The organism is Marinobacter sp. 1-3A (assembly GCF_016597775.1).
GTDB lineage: Bacteria > Pseudomonadota > Gammaproteobacteria > Pseudomonadales > Oleiphilaceae > Marinobacter > Marinobacter xiaoshiensis.
Genome location: NZ_VCGZ01000007.1, coordinates 1 through 19598 on the forward strand (window position 1 = coordinate 1; position 19598 = coordinate 19598).

Annotated in this window: 19 protein-coding genes and 1 tRNA gene; 14 read left to right on the forward strand and 6 right to left on the reverse strand. The window is 53.7% G+C overall.

Translation table 11 applies throughout. The features are described from left to right. Positions 1-89: 89 nt before the first annotated feature. The 3 genes from FE848_RS11940 to FE848_RS11950 all read right to left on the reverse strand — a co-directional run bounded on the left by FE848_RS11940 (position 90) and on the right by FE848_RS11950 (position 1854). Positions 90-578, reverse strand: a complete 489-nt coding sequence (locus tag FE848_RS11940; protein WP_200203162.1) for a hypothetical protein — start codon at positions 576-578, stop codon at positions 90-92. A 559-nt stretch (positions 579-1137) separates the two neighbouring features. Further along, positions 1138-1214 (reverse strand) — tRNA-Arg (locus tag FE848_RS11945). A gap of 100 nt (positions 1215-1314) precedes the next feature. Beyond that, the gene (locus tag FE848_RS11950) at positions 1315-1854 is read right to left on the reverse strand and encodes a YaeQ family protein (protein ID WP_200203164.1); all 540 of its coding nucleotides are present in this window, start codon (positions 1852-1854) and stop codon (positions 1315-1317) included. 75 nt (positions 1855-1929) lie between these two features. Here FE848_RS11950 and FE848_RS11955 point away from each other — a divergent pair, with 75 nt between their 5' ends. The 12 genes from FE848_RS11955 to FE848_RS12010 all read left to right on the forward strand — a co-directional run bounded on the left by FE848_RS11955 (position 1930) and on the right by FE848_RS12010 (position 13467). Beyond that, complete coding sequence (locus FE848_RS11955; protein WP_200203638.1) at positions 1930-2295, forward strand: CidA/LrgA family protein; 366 nt, start codon at positions 1930-1932, stop codon at positions 2293-2295. Continuing rightward, complete coding sequence (locus FE848_RS11960; RefSeq protein ID WP_200203166.1) at positions 2288-3010, forward strand: LrgB family protein; 723 nt, start codon at positions 2288-2290, stop codon at positions 3008-3010. Before FE848_RS11955 ends, FE848_RS11960 begins: the two co-directional genes overlap by 8 nt. 167 nt (positions 3011-3177) lie before the next feature. Next, a complete protein-coding gene (locus FE848_RS11965) occupies positions 3178-4740 on the forward strand; it encodes an ABC transporter substrate-binding protein (protein WP_200203169.1) in 1563 nt (520 codons plus the stop codon). 95 nt (positions 4741-4835) lie between these two features. Next, a complete protein-coding gene (locus FE848_RS11970) occupies positions 4836-5885 on the forward strand; it encodes an ABC transporter permease (RefSeq protein WP_200203172.1) in 1050 nt (349 codons plus the stop codon). Then, positions 5882-6814 carry an ABC transporter permease gene (locus tag FE848_RS11975; protein WP_200203174.1) on the forward strand — a complete coding sequence of 311 codons (933 nt, stop codon included), beginning with the start codon at positions 5882-5884 and terminating at the stop codon, positions 6812-6814. Before FE848_RS11970 ends, FE848_RS11975 begins: the two co-directional genes overlap by 4 nt. 2 nt (positions 6815-6816) lie before the next feature. Then, on the forward strand, positions 6817-7827 hold the full coding sequence (locus FE848_RS11980; protein WP_200203178.1) for an ABC transporter ATP-binding protein: 1011 nt from the start codon (positions 6817-6819) through the stop codon (positions 7825-7827). After that, positions 7824-8834 (forward strand): ABC transporter ATP-binding protein, encoded by a 1011-nt coding sequence (locus tag FE848_RS11985; RefSeq protein ID WP_200203189.1) that lies wholly within the window; start codon positions 7824-7826, stop codon positions 8832-8834. Before FE848_RS11980 ends, FE848_RS11985 begins: the two co-directional genes overlap by 4 nt. A gap of 108 nt (positions 8835-8942) precedes the next feature. After that, positions 8943-9857, forward strand: a complete 915-nt coding sequence (locus FE848_RS11990; protein ID WP_200203192.1) for a LysR family transcriptional regulator — start codon at positions 8943-8945, stop codon at positions 9855-9857. After that, a complete protein-coding gene (pepQ, locus tag FE848_RS11995; RefSeq protein ID WP_200203194.1) occupies positions 9850-11142 on the forward strand; it encodes a Xaa-Pro dipeptidase in 1293 nt (430 codons plus the stop codon). The genes FE848_RS11990 and pepQ overlap by 8 nt, the downstream gene beginning before the upstream one ends. A 98-nt stretch (positions 11143-11240) precedes the next feature. Then, positions 11241-11447, forward strand: coding sequence for a bacterioferritin-associated ferredoxin (locus FE848_RS12000; RefSeq protein ID WP_200203197.1), 207 nt, complete (start codon positions 11241-11243; stop codon positions 11445-11447). Between the two features lie 182 nt (positions 11448-11629). Next, positions 11630-12106, forward strand: a complete 477-nt coding sequence (gene bfr / locus FE848_RS12005) for a bacterioferritin (RefSeq protein ID WP_200203199.1) — start codon at positions 11630-11632, stop codon at positions 12104-12106. Positions 12107-12114: 8 nt separating this feature from the next. Beyond that, the gene (locus FE848_RS12010; protein WP_200203201.1) at positions 12115-13467 is read left to right on the forward strand and encodes a phosphomannomutase; all 1353 of its coding nucleotides are present in this window, start codon (positions 12115-12117) and stop codon (positions 13465-13467) included. 83 nt (positions 13468-13550) lie between these two features. Here the strand turns inward: FE848_RS12010 and FE848_RS12015 are convergent, their stop codons facing one another. Beyond that, positions 13551-14675 carry a phospholipase A gene (locus FE848_RS12015; protein ID WP_200203203.1) on the reverse strand — a complete coding sequence of 375 codons (1125 nt, stop codon included), beginning with the start codon at positions 14673-14675 and terminating at the stop codon, positions 13551-13553. 13 nt (positions 14676-14688) lie between these two features. Beyond that, positions 14689-15027 carry a hypothetical protein gene (locus FE848_RS12020; protein ID WP_200203206.1) on the reverse strand — a complete coding sequence of 113 codons (339 nt, stop codon included), beginning with the start codon at positions 15025-15027 and terminating at the stop codon, positions 14689-14691. Between the two features lie 199 nt (positions 15028-15226). On the opposite strand from FE848_RS12020, the gene FE848_RS12025 reads away from it, so the two are divergent. Continuing rightward, positions 15227-15640, forward strand: a complete 414-nt coding sequence (locus tag FE848_RS12025; protein ID WP_200203208.1) for a c-type cytochrome — start codon at positions 15227-15229, stop codon at positions 15638-15640. 50 nt (positions 15641-15690) lie between these two features. Here the strand turns inward: FE848_RS12025 and rep are convergent, their stop codons facing one another. After that, complete coding sequence (gene rep, locus FE848_RS12030) at positions 15691-17709, reverse strand: DNA helicase Rep (protein ID WP_200203210.1); 2019 nt, start codon at positions 17707-17709, stop codon at positions 15691-15693. 149 nt (positions 17710-17858) lie between these two features. Here rep and FE848_RS12035 point away from each other — a divergent pair, with 149 nt between their 5' ends. Then, positions 17859-19595 carry a putative bifunctional diguanylate cyclase/phosphodiesterase gene (locus FE848_RS12035; RefSeq protein ID WP_200203212.1) on the forward strand — a complete coding sequence of 579 codons (1737 nt, stop codon included), beginning with the start codon at positions 17859-17861 and terminating at the stop codon, positions 19593-19595. Positions 19596-19598 lie beyond the last annotated feature (3 nt).

Here is a 19598-nt window from a genome sequence, read left to right on the forward strand (position 1 = left end):
GGCGGCGATAACTTCGCCAGCACTGCGGCTTTACGTTCATCCGAATAACGAGGCACTATCAACACCTGTACCGCCCAACTGGTTAAAAATTAAGTAGTGCCAACTATCCTGCCAGAGCGGGTAAGCACCAAAACCCTAGAATACACACTACCCACCTGCTCATTGGTGAGCATTCGGATAATATCCCGGCGAAGCTTGGTATAACCGGCGCTCAGTATAATGCCAATTGTAGCGAAGTAGATCGAGAATATTGCGGTGAGCAACTGGGCGTACAGCCTGAGCTGATCGATGTTAAAATCTTTATCGTTTGCACTCATTGGCGGGAGCCAAGCGAGTTTGCTTCTGACATAACCCTCAACAAAATTTAGTGCAATCAAAACCAAAACGACCCCAAATAGGCTTTTTGCTCCGATCCAAGCAATAGAGCCTAAAATGCTGGCGTTTGTCCTTGCTTCGGTGGCTGAGGCGCTACTTTTGTAGACGCTGCGCTCCAACACAAAACTAACATTTCTGAGCCATGTCCTGAAATACCAAAACAAAGGCTTAGAACTCACCCAAATCTTTAGCCGCTCAATCAAAATGTGCTCACTTTAAATGCCTACTATTCATGGGTAGCCCAGCAACATAACAACTGCTTGATGTCCCCCTTCAATCTTGCAGAAATCTGACTACTTCATGATTACGGATTCTGCATCCCCAGAATGCACATCTATAAGTCAATAAAACAACAGCTTAGCTGAACATTCTGCGGGCTGCCACGTAATCACCTAACGTCTGTGATTTGTGCACAGACAGAAGAGTACGACATAAACTAGAGAGGCTTCGATAACGACAATGCATGCGGATGGAGAGCAGCATGCACCGTGTGGCTAGAGTTAGGTTCTTACTCGTTTAAGATGAGGGCAGATAAATCTGGCGGCCGTGGTTTACTCATGAAAGGTGAAGTAAGGGTAGGGTTATAATGAGCGCTTGAGACCCCTATATCTGCGCCCAAACCGCAGTGTGCCCACATCAGGACAAAGGTCAAAATCATTACGGCTATAAAAAGCAGTTTAAAACCGTGGGCACACCCAAGGCACCATTTGGGCACAGCCAAATAAAAAGGCCCTACGTTTTCACGTAAGGCCTTGAAAAATATGGCGCGCCCGACAGGATTTGAACCTGTGACCCCTGCCTTCGGAGGGCAGTACTCTATCCAGCTGAGCTACGGGCGCATTCGAAGCTAACGGCTGTGCGTCAATTTCGAGAGCGCAATCTTACGTGCGCAAGCCTGTGCTGTCCAGCCCTCGGTGCGTTCGCCGGAGCTGCTTCGGGCTAGGGGAACAGTGGGGCTGGCGTTATGTTTGCCAGCGCCCCTTCATTGCTGAACGACACCTCGCCATCCTGAATAGTTACCTGATAACTCATGTTGCGCTCCGCCAGCTTGGCCAAGGCTTCAGTAGATTCGCTCGGCAGTTCAATAATCGTCAGATTCTTGAAACGGCTCAGTTTACTTTTGTGCTTCTCCAGCCATACGGGAACAGCGCGGGCGCCATAAGCGTAGAGGATAACCTGGCGCGCCCGGTTGCAGGCTTTGCGCAGGCGGCTTTCTTCGGGCAGGCCCAGTTCAATCCAGAGTTCAATCTCATCACTCAGGCTTTTTCGCCACAGCTCCGGTTCGTCGTCTGTGCTCAACCCTTTAGTGAATTCCAGATCGTCACTGGCGTTCAGGGCAAAGGCCAGCAGGCGAATCATCATGCGCTCGTCATTTTCTGACGGGTGTTGCGCTATGGTGAGTTGATGGTCCGCATAATAATGCCTGTCCATGTCGGCGATATTGAGCGTCGCTTTTAATATAGTTGCTTTGAGCGCCATGGCTGTCCTGCATTGGTATCAAGATGTTGATTTGCGGTAGTGTAAAGCAATTCTGTGAGTGGTGAGTATGACGACATGCCGATGTTGCGTGGTTTTCTGATTCTGGTTCTGTTTTTCCTGCTTGGCGAAGCTTTGCGGGTGCTTTTTATGTTGCCGGTGAGTGGTGGCGTGCTGGGCATGATTCTCATGACGCTTTCGCTAATGCTGAGGGGTAGGGTGAGCGATGATCTGACAACCGCAAGCCAAGCTCTGATCTCCGTTCTGGTGTTGTTGATCATGCCGGGTGTTGTAGGGGTGTTCTTCCTGGCCTCGCAGTTCTCCGGTCAGTGGCTGGCGGTCGCTGCAGCTTTGTTGCTGGGCACCTTTCTGAGTGTTCTTACAACATTGCTGGTTATGAAAGGCGTGCTTCGTTTATCGGCGCAGGGGCGCTCTAATGACTGAGCTGGCCGGCCGCTTATTGGCTATTCCTGATGTGTTGTCAGCCAGCCCGATACTTGCAATCGGGCTTACTCTAAGCGCCTTTTTTGCTGGGAACTGGCTATTTGCACGCCTTGGCAAGCCACTATGGATGCCGCCCGTATTGCTCTCCGCAGTTATTTTGTCGGCGGTGATCGCGGTGTTATCCATCGATTATGTTCGCTATCAGGAAGGGGCACTCTGGATCACGGTGTTGCTTGGGCCGGCAACGGTAGCTTTGGGGATTCCCCTGTATCAGCAAATCCACCATATCCGGGCACTGTGGCTGCCGATAGTGGTTACGCTGCCGCTGGCGGCCACAATGGCGGCGGTGTATGCCGTGGTGATCGCCTGGGCATTAGGTGCTACGCCTGAGGTGCTGGCATCGCTTGCTCCCAAATCTGTAACCGCCCCGATTGCCATAGGTATCACAGAACAGTTGGGTGGGTCTGTGGCGCTGATGATGGGCGGGTTATTGATTACCGGCGTGGTGGCCACCTTGTTTGTCGATCTGCTGGCAAAATGGCTGCCGGTAGAAGACGACCGCATTCTTGGGTTTGCGCTGGGGCTTAACGGCCATGCGATAGGTACAGCCAGAGCCTTCGAGATCAGCCATACCGCTGGCGCATTCTCTTCTTTGGGCATGGGGCTTACGGGCGTATTTACCGCGTTAATCCTTCCTTTGGTGTTCCGTCTTTAAGGGGGTTGGTGGCGGCTTTTAGGAGCCGTCATTCAGTTCACGAATAGCCGCAAGTTGTAATTTCGATTGCCGTAAGTAGTTTCCGGGACTAGTTTCTATAACAGGCGTCCGGTGCGTCTGAGGTTCGGTGTGCCGTAAAAACTCGTAAAACAACGACGGAAAACGCAATGAAAAAACTACTTGCAGCTTTTATTGGTTCCCTGGCGCTGGCTAGCGCGCCAGTCGCTCTGTCTGCTGAGGCGACGAAAGAACTCAAAATGGCGTACGACGCCGATCCGGTCACCCTCGATATTCACGAGCAGCTCTCAGGTGGCATCCTGCAGCTATCTCATATGTCTTTTGATCCGCTGGTACGTTGGACAAAAGATCTGGATTTTGAGCCCCGCTTGGCCGAAAGCTGGACTCGCGTGGATGACAAAACCATGCGCTTCAAACTCCGCGAAGGGGTTAAGTTCCACTCAGGCAACGAGCTCACCACTAAAGATGTGGAGTTCACTTTCGAGCGCCTGAAAGAAAGCCAGGACTTCAAGGCTATTTTCCAGCCGTTCAGTGGCATTAACGTTATTGATGAGTACACCTTTGAGCTGGTAACCAGCGAGCCATTCCCGCTGCTGCTCAATACGGCTACTTACATCTTCCCGCTGGACAGCGAGTTTTACACCGGCGAGACAAAAGACGGCAAGATGAAGGGTGCAATCCTGAAGCACGGCAACTCCTATGCTTCCGCAAACCTTTCAGGCACTGGTCCGTATAAAGTGGTCTCCCGCCAGCAGGGCGTACGTCTGGAGTTTGAGCGCTTTTCTAACTACTGGGATGAAGAGTCCCCAGGTAACGTAAAGAAAATCATTCTTACGCCAATCAAAGAGAACAACACTCGGGTTTCTGCTCTGCTGTCTGGCGGCGTGGACTTTATCGCACCGGTTCCCCCCACCGATCTTGATCGCATCAAGCGCGACAAGAACTCGGATCTGGTTACCATGAGCGGTACCCGCATTATCATGTTCCACATGAACCAGGAGCGGGTTGAAGCCTTCAAAAACCCAAAGGTTCGCCAAGCCATTGCTTACGCGATCAACCAGGAAGGCATCGCGGAAAAAATCATGAAAGGCTTTGCCACACCTGCGGCTCAGTTGTCGCCTGCGGGTTACCAGGGGTACAACGAATCCCTGAAGCCACGTTACGATGTGAAAAAGGCCCAACAGCTTATGAAAGAAGCTGGCTATGAAGACGGCTTCACCATCACCATGATGGCGCCGAACAACCGTTACGTGAACGACGACAAAATCGCTCAGGCAGCGGCAGCTATGCTGGCTCGTATCAACATCAAAGTTGATCTGAAAACTCTACCAAAAGCTCAGTACTGGCCTGAATTCGACAACCGCGCAGCAGACATGATGCTGATCGGCTGGCACGCGGATACTGAAGATTCTGCCAACTTCTTTGAGTTCCTGACCTTCTGTCCGGAAGCGGGTAGTGGCGCAGGCCAGTACAACGCAGGCAATTACTGCAACCCGGAAATTGATGCGCTGGTTGTGAAAGCTAATGTTGAAACTGACATAGAAAAGCGTGCCGCCATGCTGCAGGACGTAGAGAAGCGCCTGTATGACGACGCAGCATTTGTTCCACTGCACTGGCAGGACCTGGCTTGGGCCAGCAAGAAGAACGTGAAGATTGAACCGATTCTGAACGTGATGAACTTCCCTTATCTGGGTGATTTGGTCGTCGAGTAACGGGGCAAACTGCCCCCTCTCTCCAACCTCTCTCCCGCCTTCCTTCAGGTAAAGGGAGAGAGGCTTTTTAAATACTCATCAGTGGTAATTCCTGCATGTTAGCGTTTTTGGTACAGCGCATATCCCAGGCCGTTCTGGTCATGTTCGTGATCAGCGTGATCGCCTTTGCTATCCAGGATGGTCTTGGTGACCCACTTCAGGAAATGGTGGGTATGTCCGTCTCTATGGAGGAGCGGGAAGCTCTTCGGGAGCAATTAGGGCTGAACGACCCCATGGTAGTTCAGTACCTGCGTTTTGCAGGTAAAGCCATACAGGGGGATCTGGGCAATTCTTATTTTTACGGCAAACCAACCCTCACAGTAATAGCCGAGCACCTGCCGGCAACTCTGGAGTTGGTGATTGGTGCCAGCCTGATCATTATGCTGTTATCAGTACCCATCGGCGTTTATGCCGCCATCCGGCCGCAGGCCTGGTTGGCCAAGTTTTTCATGGGCGTGAGCACGGTTGGAATTTCCATTCCCGTGTTTCTTACCGCCATTGTTCTTATCCAGATATATTCCATTGGCATTACCGTTGAGTGGTTCCCCGCAGACACCGGTTGGGGCCAGTGGCTGAACGGTGCCCTGAGTACCGACGGCGGTATGCCATCTTACGGCCGTGGCGATGATCTGACGCATCTTTTTGGAACCTGGAATTCAGGCTTTTTCTCTGAGCTTGGGTTGATGCACTTGGTGCTGCCCTGCGTGTCTCTGGCGTCCATCATGCTACCGCTGTTTATCCGTCTGATTCGGGCGGAGATGATGGAGGTGCTGCAAAGCGATTACATTCGCTATGCTCGGGCCAAAGGCCTGAGTTCTGCCCGCATTAACTTCCTTCATGCCCTCAAGAACACCATGTTGCCGGTTATCACCGTAGGCGGTGTGCAGGTGGGGGTGATGGTGGCTTACACAATTCTTACGGAAACAGTATTCCAGTGGCCCGGGGTTGGTTTGATGTTCCTTGAGGCCATTACCCGCAGCGATATTCCGCTGATTGTTGCCTACCTGATGGTGGTGGGTCTGATTTTCGTGATCACTAACACACTGGTGGATCTGGTTTACGGGCTGGTGAACCCCACGGTGAAACTGACAGGTAAGAAAGCATGACAACGGCGACCCTTTCCCGCTGGAATCGCTTTCGCGAATCCTTCCTCTGGTACAGCTTCAAGCGCGACAAGGTGGCGATTGCCAGCTTTATCGTATTGCTTCTGATGGTGTTTGCAGCTGTGTTCGCGCCTCTGTTCGCGCCAACGAACCCTTACGACCTGGCGCAGATCGATATCATGAACTCGGAACTGCCACCAGTGGGCATGTCCGGGGCTGATCCGGCCTTCCCGCTGGGTACTGATGCCCAGGGCAGGGACATGCTCTCTACCATTCTTTACGGTACGCGGGTGTCCTTGCTGATTGGTTTTGGTGCGGTAGTGCTGCAGGCGGCGCTGGGTATTTTGTTCGGCCTGCTGGCGGGCTATATGGGCGGCAAAGTTGACTCTATCCTGATGCGGATCGCAGATGTTCAGCTTTCCTTCTCCACCTTGATGGTTGCCATCATTGTGGGCGCGGTGTTCAAGGCCAGTTTCGGCAACCTGATGTTTGGTGAAATCGCCATTTACATGCTGATCTTTATTATCGGTGTAGCCGAATGGCCGCAAATTGCACGAACCGTCCGGGCGTCTGTGCTGGCGGAGAAAAAGAAGGAATACGTGGATGCGGCCAAGGTAATGGGCTTTCGCACAAACCGCATCATGTTCCGCCATATTCTGCCGAACACGCTGTCGCCGATATTTGTTATCGCCACCGTTCAAATTGCTAACGCGATTATTTCCGAAGCGGCTCTGTCGTTCCTGGGCTTGGGTATGCCTGAAACCCAACCGTCTCTGGGCTCGCTGATTAAATCCGGCTTTGATTACATTCAAAGCGGTTCCTGGTGGATTACGCTGATTCCTGGCCTGGTGCTGGTCGTGCTCGTGCTTGTCATCAACCTTCTGGGTGACTGGTTGCGGGATGTGATGAACCCACGGCTGTACAAGGGCTAGATATGAAAAACCACACGCCACTGTTGGAAGTAAAGAATCTGGATGTCCGCTTTGCCGTTCGCGGCGGCGACCTCACGGCCCTGCGCGGGATCAGTTTTAGCCTTGATAAAGGCGAGCGGCTGGGCTTGGTGGGGGAATCTGGTGCCGGTAAATCCGTAGCAGCCTTCTCGATTCTCAACCTGATTGCCCGCCCCGGTTATATTGCTGGCGGGCAGATTTTGCTTGAAGGCAAGGACTTGGCCGCCATGAGCGAGCGCGAACTGCGCAAGATCCGTGGCAATCGCATTGCCATGATCTTCCAGGACCCCATGATGACCCTCAACCCGGTCCTGAGCATTGGCACCCAGATGGTCGAGGCCATCAAGGCGCACCGTCGTATCAGCACCAAGGCTGCACGGGACATAGCGTTGGATAAGTTGCGCAAGGTACAGATTCCCTCCCCTGAGAAACGCCTCGATCAGTATCCACACGAATTGTCGGGGGGTATGCGACAGCGAGTGATAATTGCCATAGCGTTGCTGTTGGACCCGGAAATCATCGTGGCCGATGAGCCAACCACTGCGCTGGATGTGACCATTCAGGCAGAAATCATGGCGCTGCTGCTGGACTTGTGTGAGCAGGAAAACGTTGCACTGATGTTGATTACCCACGATCTGGGCGTAGTCTCCCAGGTCACCCAGCGCATGCTGGTGATGTATTCGGGCCGTATTATCGAGCAAGGTCCCACCCGGGAAATCATCAACGATGCTCAGCACCCCTATACTCAAGGGCTGATCAATGCCTTGCCACAGATGGGAGAGCCTGGTGCGCGCTTGTTCCAGATTCCCGGCTCTATGCCGTCTCTAAAAAATGTACCCTCTGGCTGTCCTTTCCATCCACGCTGTGACTTTGCCACCGATCAGTGCCGTCAAACCATGCCGGACTATGTTCGCTCCGGGAATGTGGATGTAGCGTGTTACGAGGTCAGCAACCTGATTGCGCAGGAGAAACGCATGCAGGAGGCCGGATCATGACCTCCCCGTTGGTAGAGATTCGCGGGCTGGAAAAGCGGTTTGATTTGTCTGGCAGTCTGCTTGAGCAGATTACCTTCAAGGGCGGCCGATTCCAGCGTAAGCAGGAAGCAGTTCATGCCATCAACGGCGTTGATTTGCAGGTGCAGCGGGGCGAGGCTCTATGCGTAGTGGGCGAGTCGGGCTGCGGTAAATCCACGGTGGCCCGTACTGTGATGGGGCTGTTGTCACCCAGCGCGGGTGAAGTGCATTACGATGGTAAGCGCATCGACAACCTGAAAGGTCGAGACGTGCTGCCGTACCGCCGCAAAATGCAGATGATTTTCCAGAACCCCTATGCCTCCCTTAATCCGCGTATGACGATTCAGCAAACGCTGGAAGAGCCGATACAGTTCCATCGTCCCGAGCTGTCCCGCGACGAGGTGCGCAGCAAGGTGCAGGAGGTTATGGAGTCTGTGGGTATCGACCCGGACTGGGGTAGCCGGTTTGGCCACGAGTTCTCCGGTGGCCAGCGCCAGCGTATAGCTATTGCCCGCGCTCTGGCGGTAGACCCCGAGTTTATTGTGGCGGATGAGCCTATTTCGGCGTTGGACGTATCCATTCAGGCTCAGGTGTTGAACCTGTTGATGGAGGCGCAGGAAACCCGCAATCTGACGTATCTGTTCATTACCCACGATCTGGCTGTGGTAGAACACTTTGGTACCCGGGTGGCGGTGATGTATTTAGGGCGGGTGTGTGAACTGGCGGACACCAAAACCCTGTTTGCCGAGCCGCGCCACCCTTATACCCAGGCGCTGCTTTCGGCTATACCCAAGCTGGAAGACGACCGGCCTAACTACATTCGCCTGCAGGGTGAAGTACCAACGCCAGTGAACTTGCCATCTGGTTGTGTGTTCCATGGCCGATGCCCATATGCCAATGACCGTTGCCGCCAGCAAATTCCCCAACTGATTGCTACAGACAATGGTACCCAGGTGGCATGCCATGCGGTAGAGGAAGGGCGACTGTAAGCGAGCAGGTTTTAAGAGTGCGGTAGCAATAGGCTATGATGCGCCGAGCGACATAGCCTTATTAAAATCCATCTACCGCACATCTACCTGTCATTCGCTGGGGAGCCCATGGAAATACGTTGGCTGGAAGACTTTATGGCACTGGCCCGTACCCGCCATTTTTCCCGCGCGGCTGAACTGCAGCATGTAAGCCAGCCCACCTTCAGTCGCCGCATAAAGCTGCTTGAAGAATCTATGGGGGCCACGCTGATTAACCGGCAAACTCTCCCCTTGTCCCTTACCCCCGCCGGAGAACGGTTTTTCGAGTTGTGCCAGCGGGTGACCCGGGATGTTCGGGACGTGCGGGCTCAGATTGCCAGTATGGAAGCAGAGGTATCTGCCCGTATCAGTGTTGGCTCAACCCAGGGACTGTTTTCTCATTTTTACCAGGGCTGGGCCAGTGAGGCTGGCGTTGCAGAACGGCTGCAACTCAACCTGAAAGCGACCAGCTGGATAGGGGAGCAGTTTCTGGATGCCCTGGATAACGGCGAATGCGATTTGGTGCTGTGTTACTGGCATCAGGATTTGCCATGGTGCGGCCGCCTGAGTCGCGGTGACTACGAGACCATCACGATCGCGAGTGAGCGGCTGGTGCCCATGAGCGTTGTGGCGGATAACGGTGAGCCCCGATTCCCATTACCGGGAGCAGCAGGCCAATCGGTGCCGCTGATTGCCTATCACTCCCGGGGCTTTTTGCAGTCTGCTATTGAGGCGCACCTGTCCCGTAGCAAGGAGTCTGTAAATCTTTTACCGCTCAATGAAAACACTCAGTCGGCAAGTATCAAGGCACTGGTGAAACAGGGCTATGGAATGGGCTGGCTGCCCGGCCGGATGACGGAAAAGAGCGAGCAGTTCGGTAGCCTGACCCGAGCTGGCGATGAACGCTGGGATGTGCCGCTGGAAATCCGCTTGATTCGATTGCGGGAGCCCCGTTCAGAAGACCTATTAACCCTCTGGAAAACACTGGAAGACCAACATGCCTGATACCGACTTGCTCTCTCTTCAGATTGATCACTTGGGCATTTTGCAGAGCCGCTACGAACAGGTTCTGGAGGATCACGGATACGACGGCCTGCTAATTAGCTCTGGTGCAGCGCCCATGTGTTATGGCGATGATCAGTCCTGGCACTTTCAGGGCTATGGACCTTTCCTGCACTGGACAGGGCTTGCTGGCTTTGAGCACGCCTGGCTGCTGATTCGCAAAGGCAAGAAACCACAGCTTTCATTACATCAACCCGTTGATTTCTGGCATGCCAGCCTGGAAGTCCCGCAGGAGCCGTGGCTGGAGAAGTTCGATCTACGCTTCAGTGAAAGCCCTTCGGCGCCTGAGCTGGAAGGAATAAGCCAGCTAGCAGTTATTGGTGATCCCGCTTTGCTTGCGGGCTTGCCCGGAGACGAAAACCCGGGCGCGCTGTGCAACGCGCTAGACGAAACCCGGGTGCATAAAACTGCCTACGAGATAGCCTGTCTTGCCCAGGCCAATAAACTGGCAATCGCAGGTCACCATGCAGCCCGCGATGCCTTTCTGGCGGGAGCTAGTGAATTTGAAATCAACCTGGCCTATCAGCGTGCGACTCAACAGCGCGAGGTAGATGCGCCCTATAACAGCATTATTGGTGTGAACGGGCATGCGGGCATCTTGCACTACCAGTATTACGACACGGCAGCACCGGCTAAATCCCGTAGCTTGCTGATTGATGCCGGCGTGCGTTATCGGGGCTATTGTTCTGATATAACACGCACCACTGCAGGTGTGGGGGAAGGGCGATTTGCGGCACTCGTGCATGGGCTTGAGCAATTGCAGTTCCGGCTTTGCAAGATGGTAGCTCCGGGTGTTGATTACCTGGACATACACCGGAAAACCCACTTCGGCATTGCTGCACTATTGAGTGCCGCCGGGCTGGTGGAGGGTTTGAGCGATGAGGAACAGGTTTCAGAAGGCATAACCCGAGCGTTTTTCCCCCACGGAATTGGTCATTTCCTGGGCGTACAAGTGCACGATGTTGCTGGTAAGCCGGTAGCGCCGCCTGACGATGCGCCTTTTTTGCGCCTGACGCGCACGTTGGAGGCGGGCATGGTAGTAACCATTGAACCCGGTCTGTACTTCATTCCCTCCTTGCTGGAGCCGATACTTTCTGGGCCACTGGGGCATCACATTAACCGCTCCCTGCTTGATGAATTGCAGGGCTGTGGTGGCATACGCATAGAAGACAACGTGGTGGTGACCGAATCAGGTTATCGAAACCTTACCCGGGAGGTCGAAGCCTGAAACATCCTGTTGCACAAAATTAACACAACAAGCTTGCAATCTTTGATGCTAATGATAATAATTGTCATTAACTTTAGTGTTGATGGTGAGATTGCATTATGTACGTATGCCTATGCCACGGAGTGACAGACAGAGACATCCGCGCAGCCGCAGAAAATGGTGTTTCCTCCATGCGCCAGCTTGGTAAAGAGCTGGGCGTAGGCACCCAGTGCGGGCGCTGCGCCAGCATGGCGCGGGGCATACTGCGCGAAAGCCGCTCACCGGATTACCTGGCTCTTGCGAACATGTTGGCAAGCCCCGCCTGACACCTTGAGCGTTTATTTCCTTTCCGCAATTTTGTAATGCGCCCTAACGCGCTATCCTTGTCGGGTGACTAGAGAGTTATTCAAACAGAGCGTTGAGAGCTCACCGAACCCGAATCAACCAGCCAGGCAGACCTTTCGACAGTGAAAGGCGAAGTAGCCGGCTGAGATCAAGGAGTGCTGCAATGAAAGGCGACAAAAAAGTCATCCAGTATCTGAATAAAGTTCTTGCCAACGAACTGACGGCCATCAACCAGTATTTCCTGCACTCGCGCATGTACAAGGATTGGGGCATTACCAAGCTCGCTGCCAAGGAATACGAAGAGTCCATCGATGAGATGAAACACGCTGATCAGTTGATTGAGCGCATCCTGTTCCTGGAAGGCCTGCCCAACCTGCAAGATCTGAACAAGCTCATGATCGGCGAGAACGTTGAGGAGATGATTGCCTGTGACCTCAAAATCGAACACATCGCCCATGTTGATCTGAAAGAAGCCATTGCTTACTGCGAAGAAGTTCAGGATTACACCAGTCGTCAGTTGTTCCGCAGTATCCTCGATAGCGAAGAAGAGCACATTGACTGGCTGGAAACCCAGCTTGAGATGATCAACCAGATGGGCATTCAAAACTATATTCAACTTCAGTCTTCTGCTTCGGAGTAAATCAGACAATGGATTTGTCCTGTTTTAAAGCCTATGACCTGCGCGGCAGTGTGCCAGAGCAATTGAATCCTGCTCTGGCAGAGCGCATAGGGCGAGCCTACGTGGAAGTCACCGGCGCCAGGAAGGTCATTGTTGGATACGACATTCGCCTCTCAAGCCACGAAATCACCGAAGCCTTGAGCTCGGGCCTGATGGCGGCAGGTGCGGACGTATTTGATATCGGCTTGTGCGGCACGGAGCACGTGTACTTTGCTACCAACCATTATGGAATGGACGGTGGCATTATGGTTACCGCCAGCCACAACCCCAAAAATCACAACGGAATGAAAATGGTTGGGCCGGGATCCCGCCCTATCAGTTCTGATAATGGCCTGAACGACATTCGCGACAGGGTGCTCGAACCCTTCGGGGATGCACCGGTGCAAGGGCGATATGAGCCACTGGAAGTCACCAGTGCCTACATAGATCATCTTTTGGGATATGTGGATGCCGCAGCTCTGAAACCCATGAAAATTGTCGTCAACGCCGGCAACGGTGGTGCTGGGTTGGTGATCGACCAACTCGAAAAGCACTTGCCCTTCGAATTCATCAAGGTGCACCACCAGCCAGACGGCAACTTCCCTAACGGCGTTCCAAACCCCATCCTCGAAGAAAACCGCGCGGCTACAGCCGACGCAGTCATCGAGCATGGTGCCGCCATGGGTATCGCCTGGGACGGCGATTTCGACCGCTGCTTCTTCTTCGACGAAAACGGCCGTTTTATTGAGGGCTATTACATAGTCGGCCTGCTGGCAGATCAGTTCCTGCGCAAAACCGGCCCCGGCAAAGTCATCCACGACCCGAGGTTGATCTGGAACACCCAGGACCTGGTAGAAGCCGCCGGCGGCGAAGCCATTGAAAGCAAAACCGGCCACGCCTTCATCAAACAGCGCATGCGCGACGAAGATGCCGTATACGGCGGGGAAATGAGCGCCCACCACTACTTCCGAGACTTCGCCTACTGCGACAGCGGCATGATCCCCTGGCTACTGCTAGCCGAGCGCCTGTGCCAGTCCGGCAAGCCGTTCTCATCCCTCATTGACGCCCGAATCGAAGCCTACCCGGCCAGCGGCGAAATCAACCGCACCATCGATAACCCGCCCAAGGTAATCGCTGCGATTGAAGAAAAATACGGCGCCGACGCAAAAAGCGTTAGCTACGTAGACGGCCTGAGCGTTGAGTTCGACAACTGGCGCTTCAACCTGCGCATGTCCAACACCGAGCCCGTCGTTCGCTTGAACGTGGAATCCCGTGCTGACATACCGCTGATGAAGGCTAAAACTGAAGAGCTGCTTGCAGAAATGGAGCGGTTGAATAAATAAAGGCGAGGGGGGGTAGTGGAAAGCTATTCCTGAGTTGGGGCCGGGGTGCCGGCACCCCGGCGAACTCCAAAACTAAAGAAAAATCATAGCCAATCGTTCAGCATAATCCCAAGCCCAAACCGCTCAATCCGGTGGTTGTAGTCAATCAGGCTCTCTCCATAGCCATTGTAATACTGGAAAAACCCCTTAATCGTATCCCCCAGTGGGAAGCTGTAACCAAACTCCACCGACGTATGGTTATCTGAACGCAAATTGTTCATCAGTTGCAGCGAAAACGTCCGATCCTCCGCAAGCTTGTAAACCATATTGTAGGTCGCGTAGCCCAGATACTTCTCAATGTCTGCGTTATCATTCTCGCTGCTGCTCTCCGGAATCCGGTACCAGGGTTTTACCGCAAACAGCCAGCGATCGTAAGTAACGGCAGCACCCGCCACAATCCGGTTCCAGCTCCGCGACCGGGGCTCCGACTGGCCGTTGGACTGATGGTTGAGGCCAATCGTCAAACCGCTAAGCGTCACCCCGCCCATATTCCAGTTGGTCTGGTGCCGAAGAAAAATCTCAGGCTCGTAGTTGGTCTCACGAAAAGGTGCAGACTCATCCTGATTGTAGACCTGCCAGAAAGAGCGCTGGGTATACCCGAACCATAATGTGGTGCGCTTATCCAGCCAGCCTGTCAGCATTGGTACCTTGAAACTGATCTGATACTTGGCTTCCTCGTTCTCAAGCCCGTAATCATAACCAGTTGTACCCAGCCTGGGGCTTGTTGGTGTCGGGTTGGGATTATCGACCCAGGTGATCGGCATGATGTACGTGGGGCGATGACTGATGAAGCTGCCGGAGAACGAAAACAAAGCCCTCTCAGCGGTTAGATACTGATCCACTATATTGGTCATCACCCCGCTGTCGGGATCATCCTCGTCAATGACCTCAGCTAATCGTTCCTGACTTTCCCTGTTCGGGGCCAGTGTGTCGGCTGCCTGCTCGGCTTTTTCTACAGCCTGCTCACTTGCCTGCGTACGGGCTGCCTTTGGGTCGTTAAAAGAGTCATAACAGGCCAAACGCTGAACGCCATCCTGAATCAGGGGGCATTCATCAGAAGAGGTAGCCTGTCGGTTCTCTGCGGGAGTGGGTTCCTGGGCAATCGCCACTGCTGGCCACAAAACCAAAAGTATGGCGGTCTTCAGAACCTGGTTGGGGCGTTTGTACATCCTTCTAATCTCTCTATGCTGCATTGAGGCTGAGCCATGTGCTGGCGATACCGTAAACCCAGACACCCAGCAGGGTAAGGGCGAGTAAGAAGAAAACAATTTTATGCCGGAACTGGTTCGCGGCGCTCACTGCCACTACCCAGCGCAGGTACATAAGGCCAATAAAGCTGATGAAAACACCGAGGCTTGCAAGAGCGGGTATCAGCAGCCACGCCGGATTGATACTATGGCCGGTGTCTGTCTGACTCGAGAACCAGCCCATAGATATCAGCAGCACTGCCAAGGCGCTGAACTCTGTAATCAGCAGCGCTTTGCGCAGGGGATGTGGGGAGGGTTTCTCCGGGTTATTCATGGGTCGGATCCTGGAAGTTCTGAGTAAGCTGCGACATGGTAACCGGATGGCCCGAAAGAGTCTCCACGCTTACGAAATGGCAATAAAAATGGTGGAAATCAATTTATGATTTTGCTATTCGGTTTTTTTGCCGGGATTCAGTCGCTATAATGCGGCAACCAAAAGATTATAACGCTCAAATGCGAGGTGCATTGTGAAGATGAAGAGAGTCCTGGCTGTCGTACTGCTTGGTTTCGGCATTACTGCCGGTGCCGTCATGGCAAGTGTTGATGATGAAATCCGCGCGCGCATTCAGCCGGTTGGCGAAGTGTGTCTGCAGGGTGAAGAGTGTGGCGAAGCCGCAGCCGCTACCCAAACGGCCAGTGCCGGACCTCGCTCAGGCAGCGAAGTTTATAACGCCGTATGCATGGCCTGCCATACCACAGGTGCAGCAGGTGCGCCGGTCATTGGTGATTCTGCAGCCTGGGCGCCGCGTATAGCTCAAGGCATGGAAACACTGTTCAACCACTCTCTTAACGGCTTCAATGCCATGCCCGCCAAAGGCGGCTGTGCAAGCTGCGCTGATGAGGAAATCACGGCTGCTGTGGAACACATGGTGGCAGAGAGCCAGTAATTCCTGAGCTCACACCCTAAAAAACCCCGCGTCTGCGGGGTTTTTGCATTTTATAGCCCCAAATCACCAAGCAGGGCGCTCAGGGTTGCCTTGCCTTTTTTCTGGTTGGCTTCAACATCCAGATCTCCCGTACCCTCCCAGCGCACGTCGTCCGGGGGAAGTTCATCCAGAAACCGGCTGGGAATAGTCTCGATCTTTTCGCCGTACTGCCTGCGTTGGGCGGCGTATGTCAGGGTCAGGGTTTCTTTTGCGCGGGTAATGCCCACGTACATCAGGCGTCGCTCTTCTTCTACGTTGCCTTCTTCAATGCTGGAACGGTGGGGCAGGATTTCTTCTTCCAGCCCCAGAATAAACACATGGGGAAACTCCAGCCCCTTGGAGGCGTGGAGTGTTAGCAGTTGCACCTTGTCGCTGTCATCCTCTTCTTCCCGCTGCTCCATCATATCGCGCAGAATCAGTTTGGTGATGGCATCCTCTATGCCCAACTCATCGGCGGTGCCTTTGCCGTCCTCCAGCATGCGCTGGATTGACTCCACCAGATACCAGATGTTCTCCATGCGGCGCTCCGCCTGTTTGGGCGTGCCGGAGTGCTGATGCAGCCATTCCTCGTACTCGATATCCGTGAATAGCTGCTTGATCACGGGCACCGGGTTTTCGCTGTGCAGGCGCTCGCAGGTGACATCCACCCAGTGAGCAAACCGGCGCAGGCGATCCAGGCCTTTCTCGGTTACGTGGGATTCCGCGCCCATGTCACCCAGGGATTTAAACAGACTGACGTTGCGCGCACGGGCATAGTGGCTGAGCTGTTCAAGGGTGCGCGGGCCGATTTCACGTCGTGGTACGTTTACTACGCGGAGGAATGCAGCGTCATCATCCGGATTGATCAGCAGACGCAAATAAGACATGGCGTCTTTGATCTCGTTTTTCGAGAAAAACGATTGCCCCCCCGAGATGTGATAGGGAATCTGGTAGGCCTGTAGTTTCATTTCCAACAGACGAGCCTGATGGTTGCCCCGATAAAGCACTGCAAAATCCTTGAACGCCAGACCCTTTTTCAGCTTCTGGTCGAGAATTTCTGTGGCCACCCTTTCAGTTTCTGCGTCTTCATTCCGGCACCGCACAATACGGATTTCGTCGCCGATGGTGTGGTCGCTCCAAAGGGCTTTTTCGAATACGTGTGGGTTGTTGGCGATAACCGTGTTGGCGGCCCGCAGAATGCGCGATGTAGAACGATAGTTCTGCTCAAGCTTTACAATCTTCAGGCTCGGAAAGTCTTCTTTAAGTTGAGCCAGGTTTTCTGGTCGCGCCCCTCGCCAGGCGTATATCGACTGGTCATCATCACCAACAACAGTAAATGCTGCACGCTCGGCAACCAGCATTCTCACCAGCTCGTACTGGCAAATGTTCGTGTCCTGGTATTCGTCCACCAGCATGTAACGTATTTTCTTGCGCCACTTCGCCAGGATTTCCGGGCTGTTTCGGAAGAGTTGCACTGGCAAAAGAATCAGATCGTCAAAATCAACCGCGTTGTATGCCTTCAGGTACTCGTTATAATGCTTGTACACGATGGCAATGCGCTGCTCCCGCTCATCTGCGGCTTTGCTGTAGGCTTCAGCTGGCCCGCGTAAGGCGTTTTTCCAGGACGATATGGTCATCTGCACTTCGTTAAGCTCGTCGCCTGCATCGGCGCTGGCTTCCCGAAGCATCAGATCCCGTATCAGGGCTTTGGCATCTTCTGCATCGAAAATGGAAAAACCGGGGTGGTAGCCCAGGTGAGCATGCTCCTCCCGGATCATGTTCAGACCGAGGTTGTGGAAGGTGGATACAATCAGCCCGCGGGCCAGTTTGCGGTCGACGATCCGGCCTACCCGCTCTTTCATCTCGCGAGCTGCCTTGTTGGTGAAGGTGACAGCGGCAATGTGGCGCCCCGGAATGCCAAGGTGCTCTATCAGGTAGGCGATTTTGCGGGTGATTACGCTGGTCTTCCCGCTGCCTGCACCAGCCAGCACCAGCAGAGGGCCATCGGTGTAGCGGACTGCTTCATTTTGTCGCGGGTTGAGTTTGTTCACGAATACATTGCCAGAATGGTTTGAGACGGGGGTGTTCTCTCACTAGGACATTAGTCTACACCAGCCAGACTTTCTGTACCTTGTCGATCTATCAGCTATTCTTTTTAACAGAACAGGATTGTTGTTCACGCACCCATGGACTCTGCTTAATGACCTTGCCACTGGAAACTGTCGAACATGACCAGCTTCGTCTTCTGGTCTTGACGCCGGATTATACCGATTTTCTCTGGCTCAATGCGCTGCTGGCGGATGAACCGGAGATCCACACGGATTCAACCTGGTGTCCGGAGCTTATGGATTGCGACGATCTTATTCGCAATGCAAAGTTCGATGTTCTGGTTTGGGACTGTGCGTTCCACGGTGGCTCAGAAACCGCATTTTTGCAGTACCTGGCTGTTGCCAGCGGCGACAGACCCATACTGGCAATGGGTGCGGAAACATCCCGTGAGCGCGCGGCAAGCATGATGTCCAGTGGGGCATCCGATTATTTGAGTCGTCAGGAACTTGATTCCTGGAATTTTCGCCGCGCAGTAAAATGCCTCTGGTATCGGGAACAGTTGGCAAACTCCGCCCACAGCCTGCTGGGTCGAGGGGTGGCAAGTGGGTTCATTAACCGGGATTTGTTCTTTGACAGGCTGCAGCAAGCGCTACACAGGGCTCAGCGAGGGAACTATCGGCTGGCGCTTTTGCATCTTAATATCGATGATTTCCGCAGTATTAATGAGTCCTTTGGCTACCAGAAAAGTGATCAGCTGATGATCAAAGTGGCCGCCAAGGTTCGACAGGCATTGCGCCGTGTGGATTCCCTGATGCGCATTGGTGGTGACGAACTGGCCATTATTGTTGAGAAACTGGAAGATACCCTGGATATCACCCAGATTATTCGCAAGATTGTGCAGGTGCTGGATGAGCCAATATCGATAGATAGCCAGAGTGTGGTTGTCAGTGCCAGCCTGGGTGTGGCGACCTATCCGGAGTCCGGGGACAGCCCTGAAAATCTCATGCGCCGGGCAAACCGGGCAATGTTCGAGGCCAAGCGTGACCCGGGCAGCAGTTATCGTTTCTACGACCGGCAGTTACACATTTCAGTCGGCTACCAGCTCAGGTTGGAAGCAGACCTTCGTAATGCGCTCCGGGGCAATGAACTGGAGCTGTATTATCAGCCAAGAATCGATCTGGCCACTAATGAGGTGCGCGGCGTTGAGTGCCTGTTGCGCTGGAATCACCCGAAGCGAGGGCTGGTGGGGCCAAATGAATTTATACCTGTTGCCGAACGCAGTGGGTTGATCGTTCCGATTGGCTATTGGGTGATTGAACAGGCCTGCAAACGCTTGCAGGAGTCTGCAGAAATCGGTTATCCAGGGCTGGTGTTTGCGGTGAATCTTTCATTCCGCCAGTTCCATGACCGCAAGATGACGGAAACCATATTCCGCATTATCTTCAATGCCAACGTGGATACCAGTTTGCTGGAACTGGAATTGACCGAAAGCGCCATGATGCACGACCCGGAGTACGCGCAACGCTGCCTGCGGGAGCTTAACCAGCTGGGCATCAGTTTTGCGCTGGACGATTTTGGCACTGGCTACTCCTCTCTCAGCAACCTTCAGCACCTGCCAATCTCGCTGGTGAAAATCGATAAATCATTTGTGCAGGCGCTCGGTAAATCTGCTGATGCCGAGCACATTATCCGCGCGATTATCAGCCTGGCTCATAGCCTCCAGATCAGTGTGGTGGCTGAAGGTGTCGAGACAGAAGGCCAGCTTGAGTTTCTGCGCCAGCAGCACTGTGATGAAATTCAGGGATACTATTATGCCCGCCCCATGCCCTGGGCTGACCTTGTGCAATTCCTGAACAAGCGTGGCGAGTCCGCTTGCCTGCAACTGTAAGCC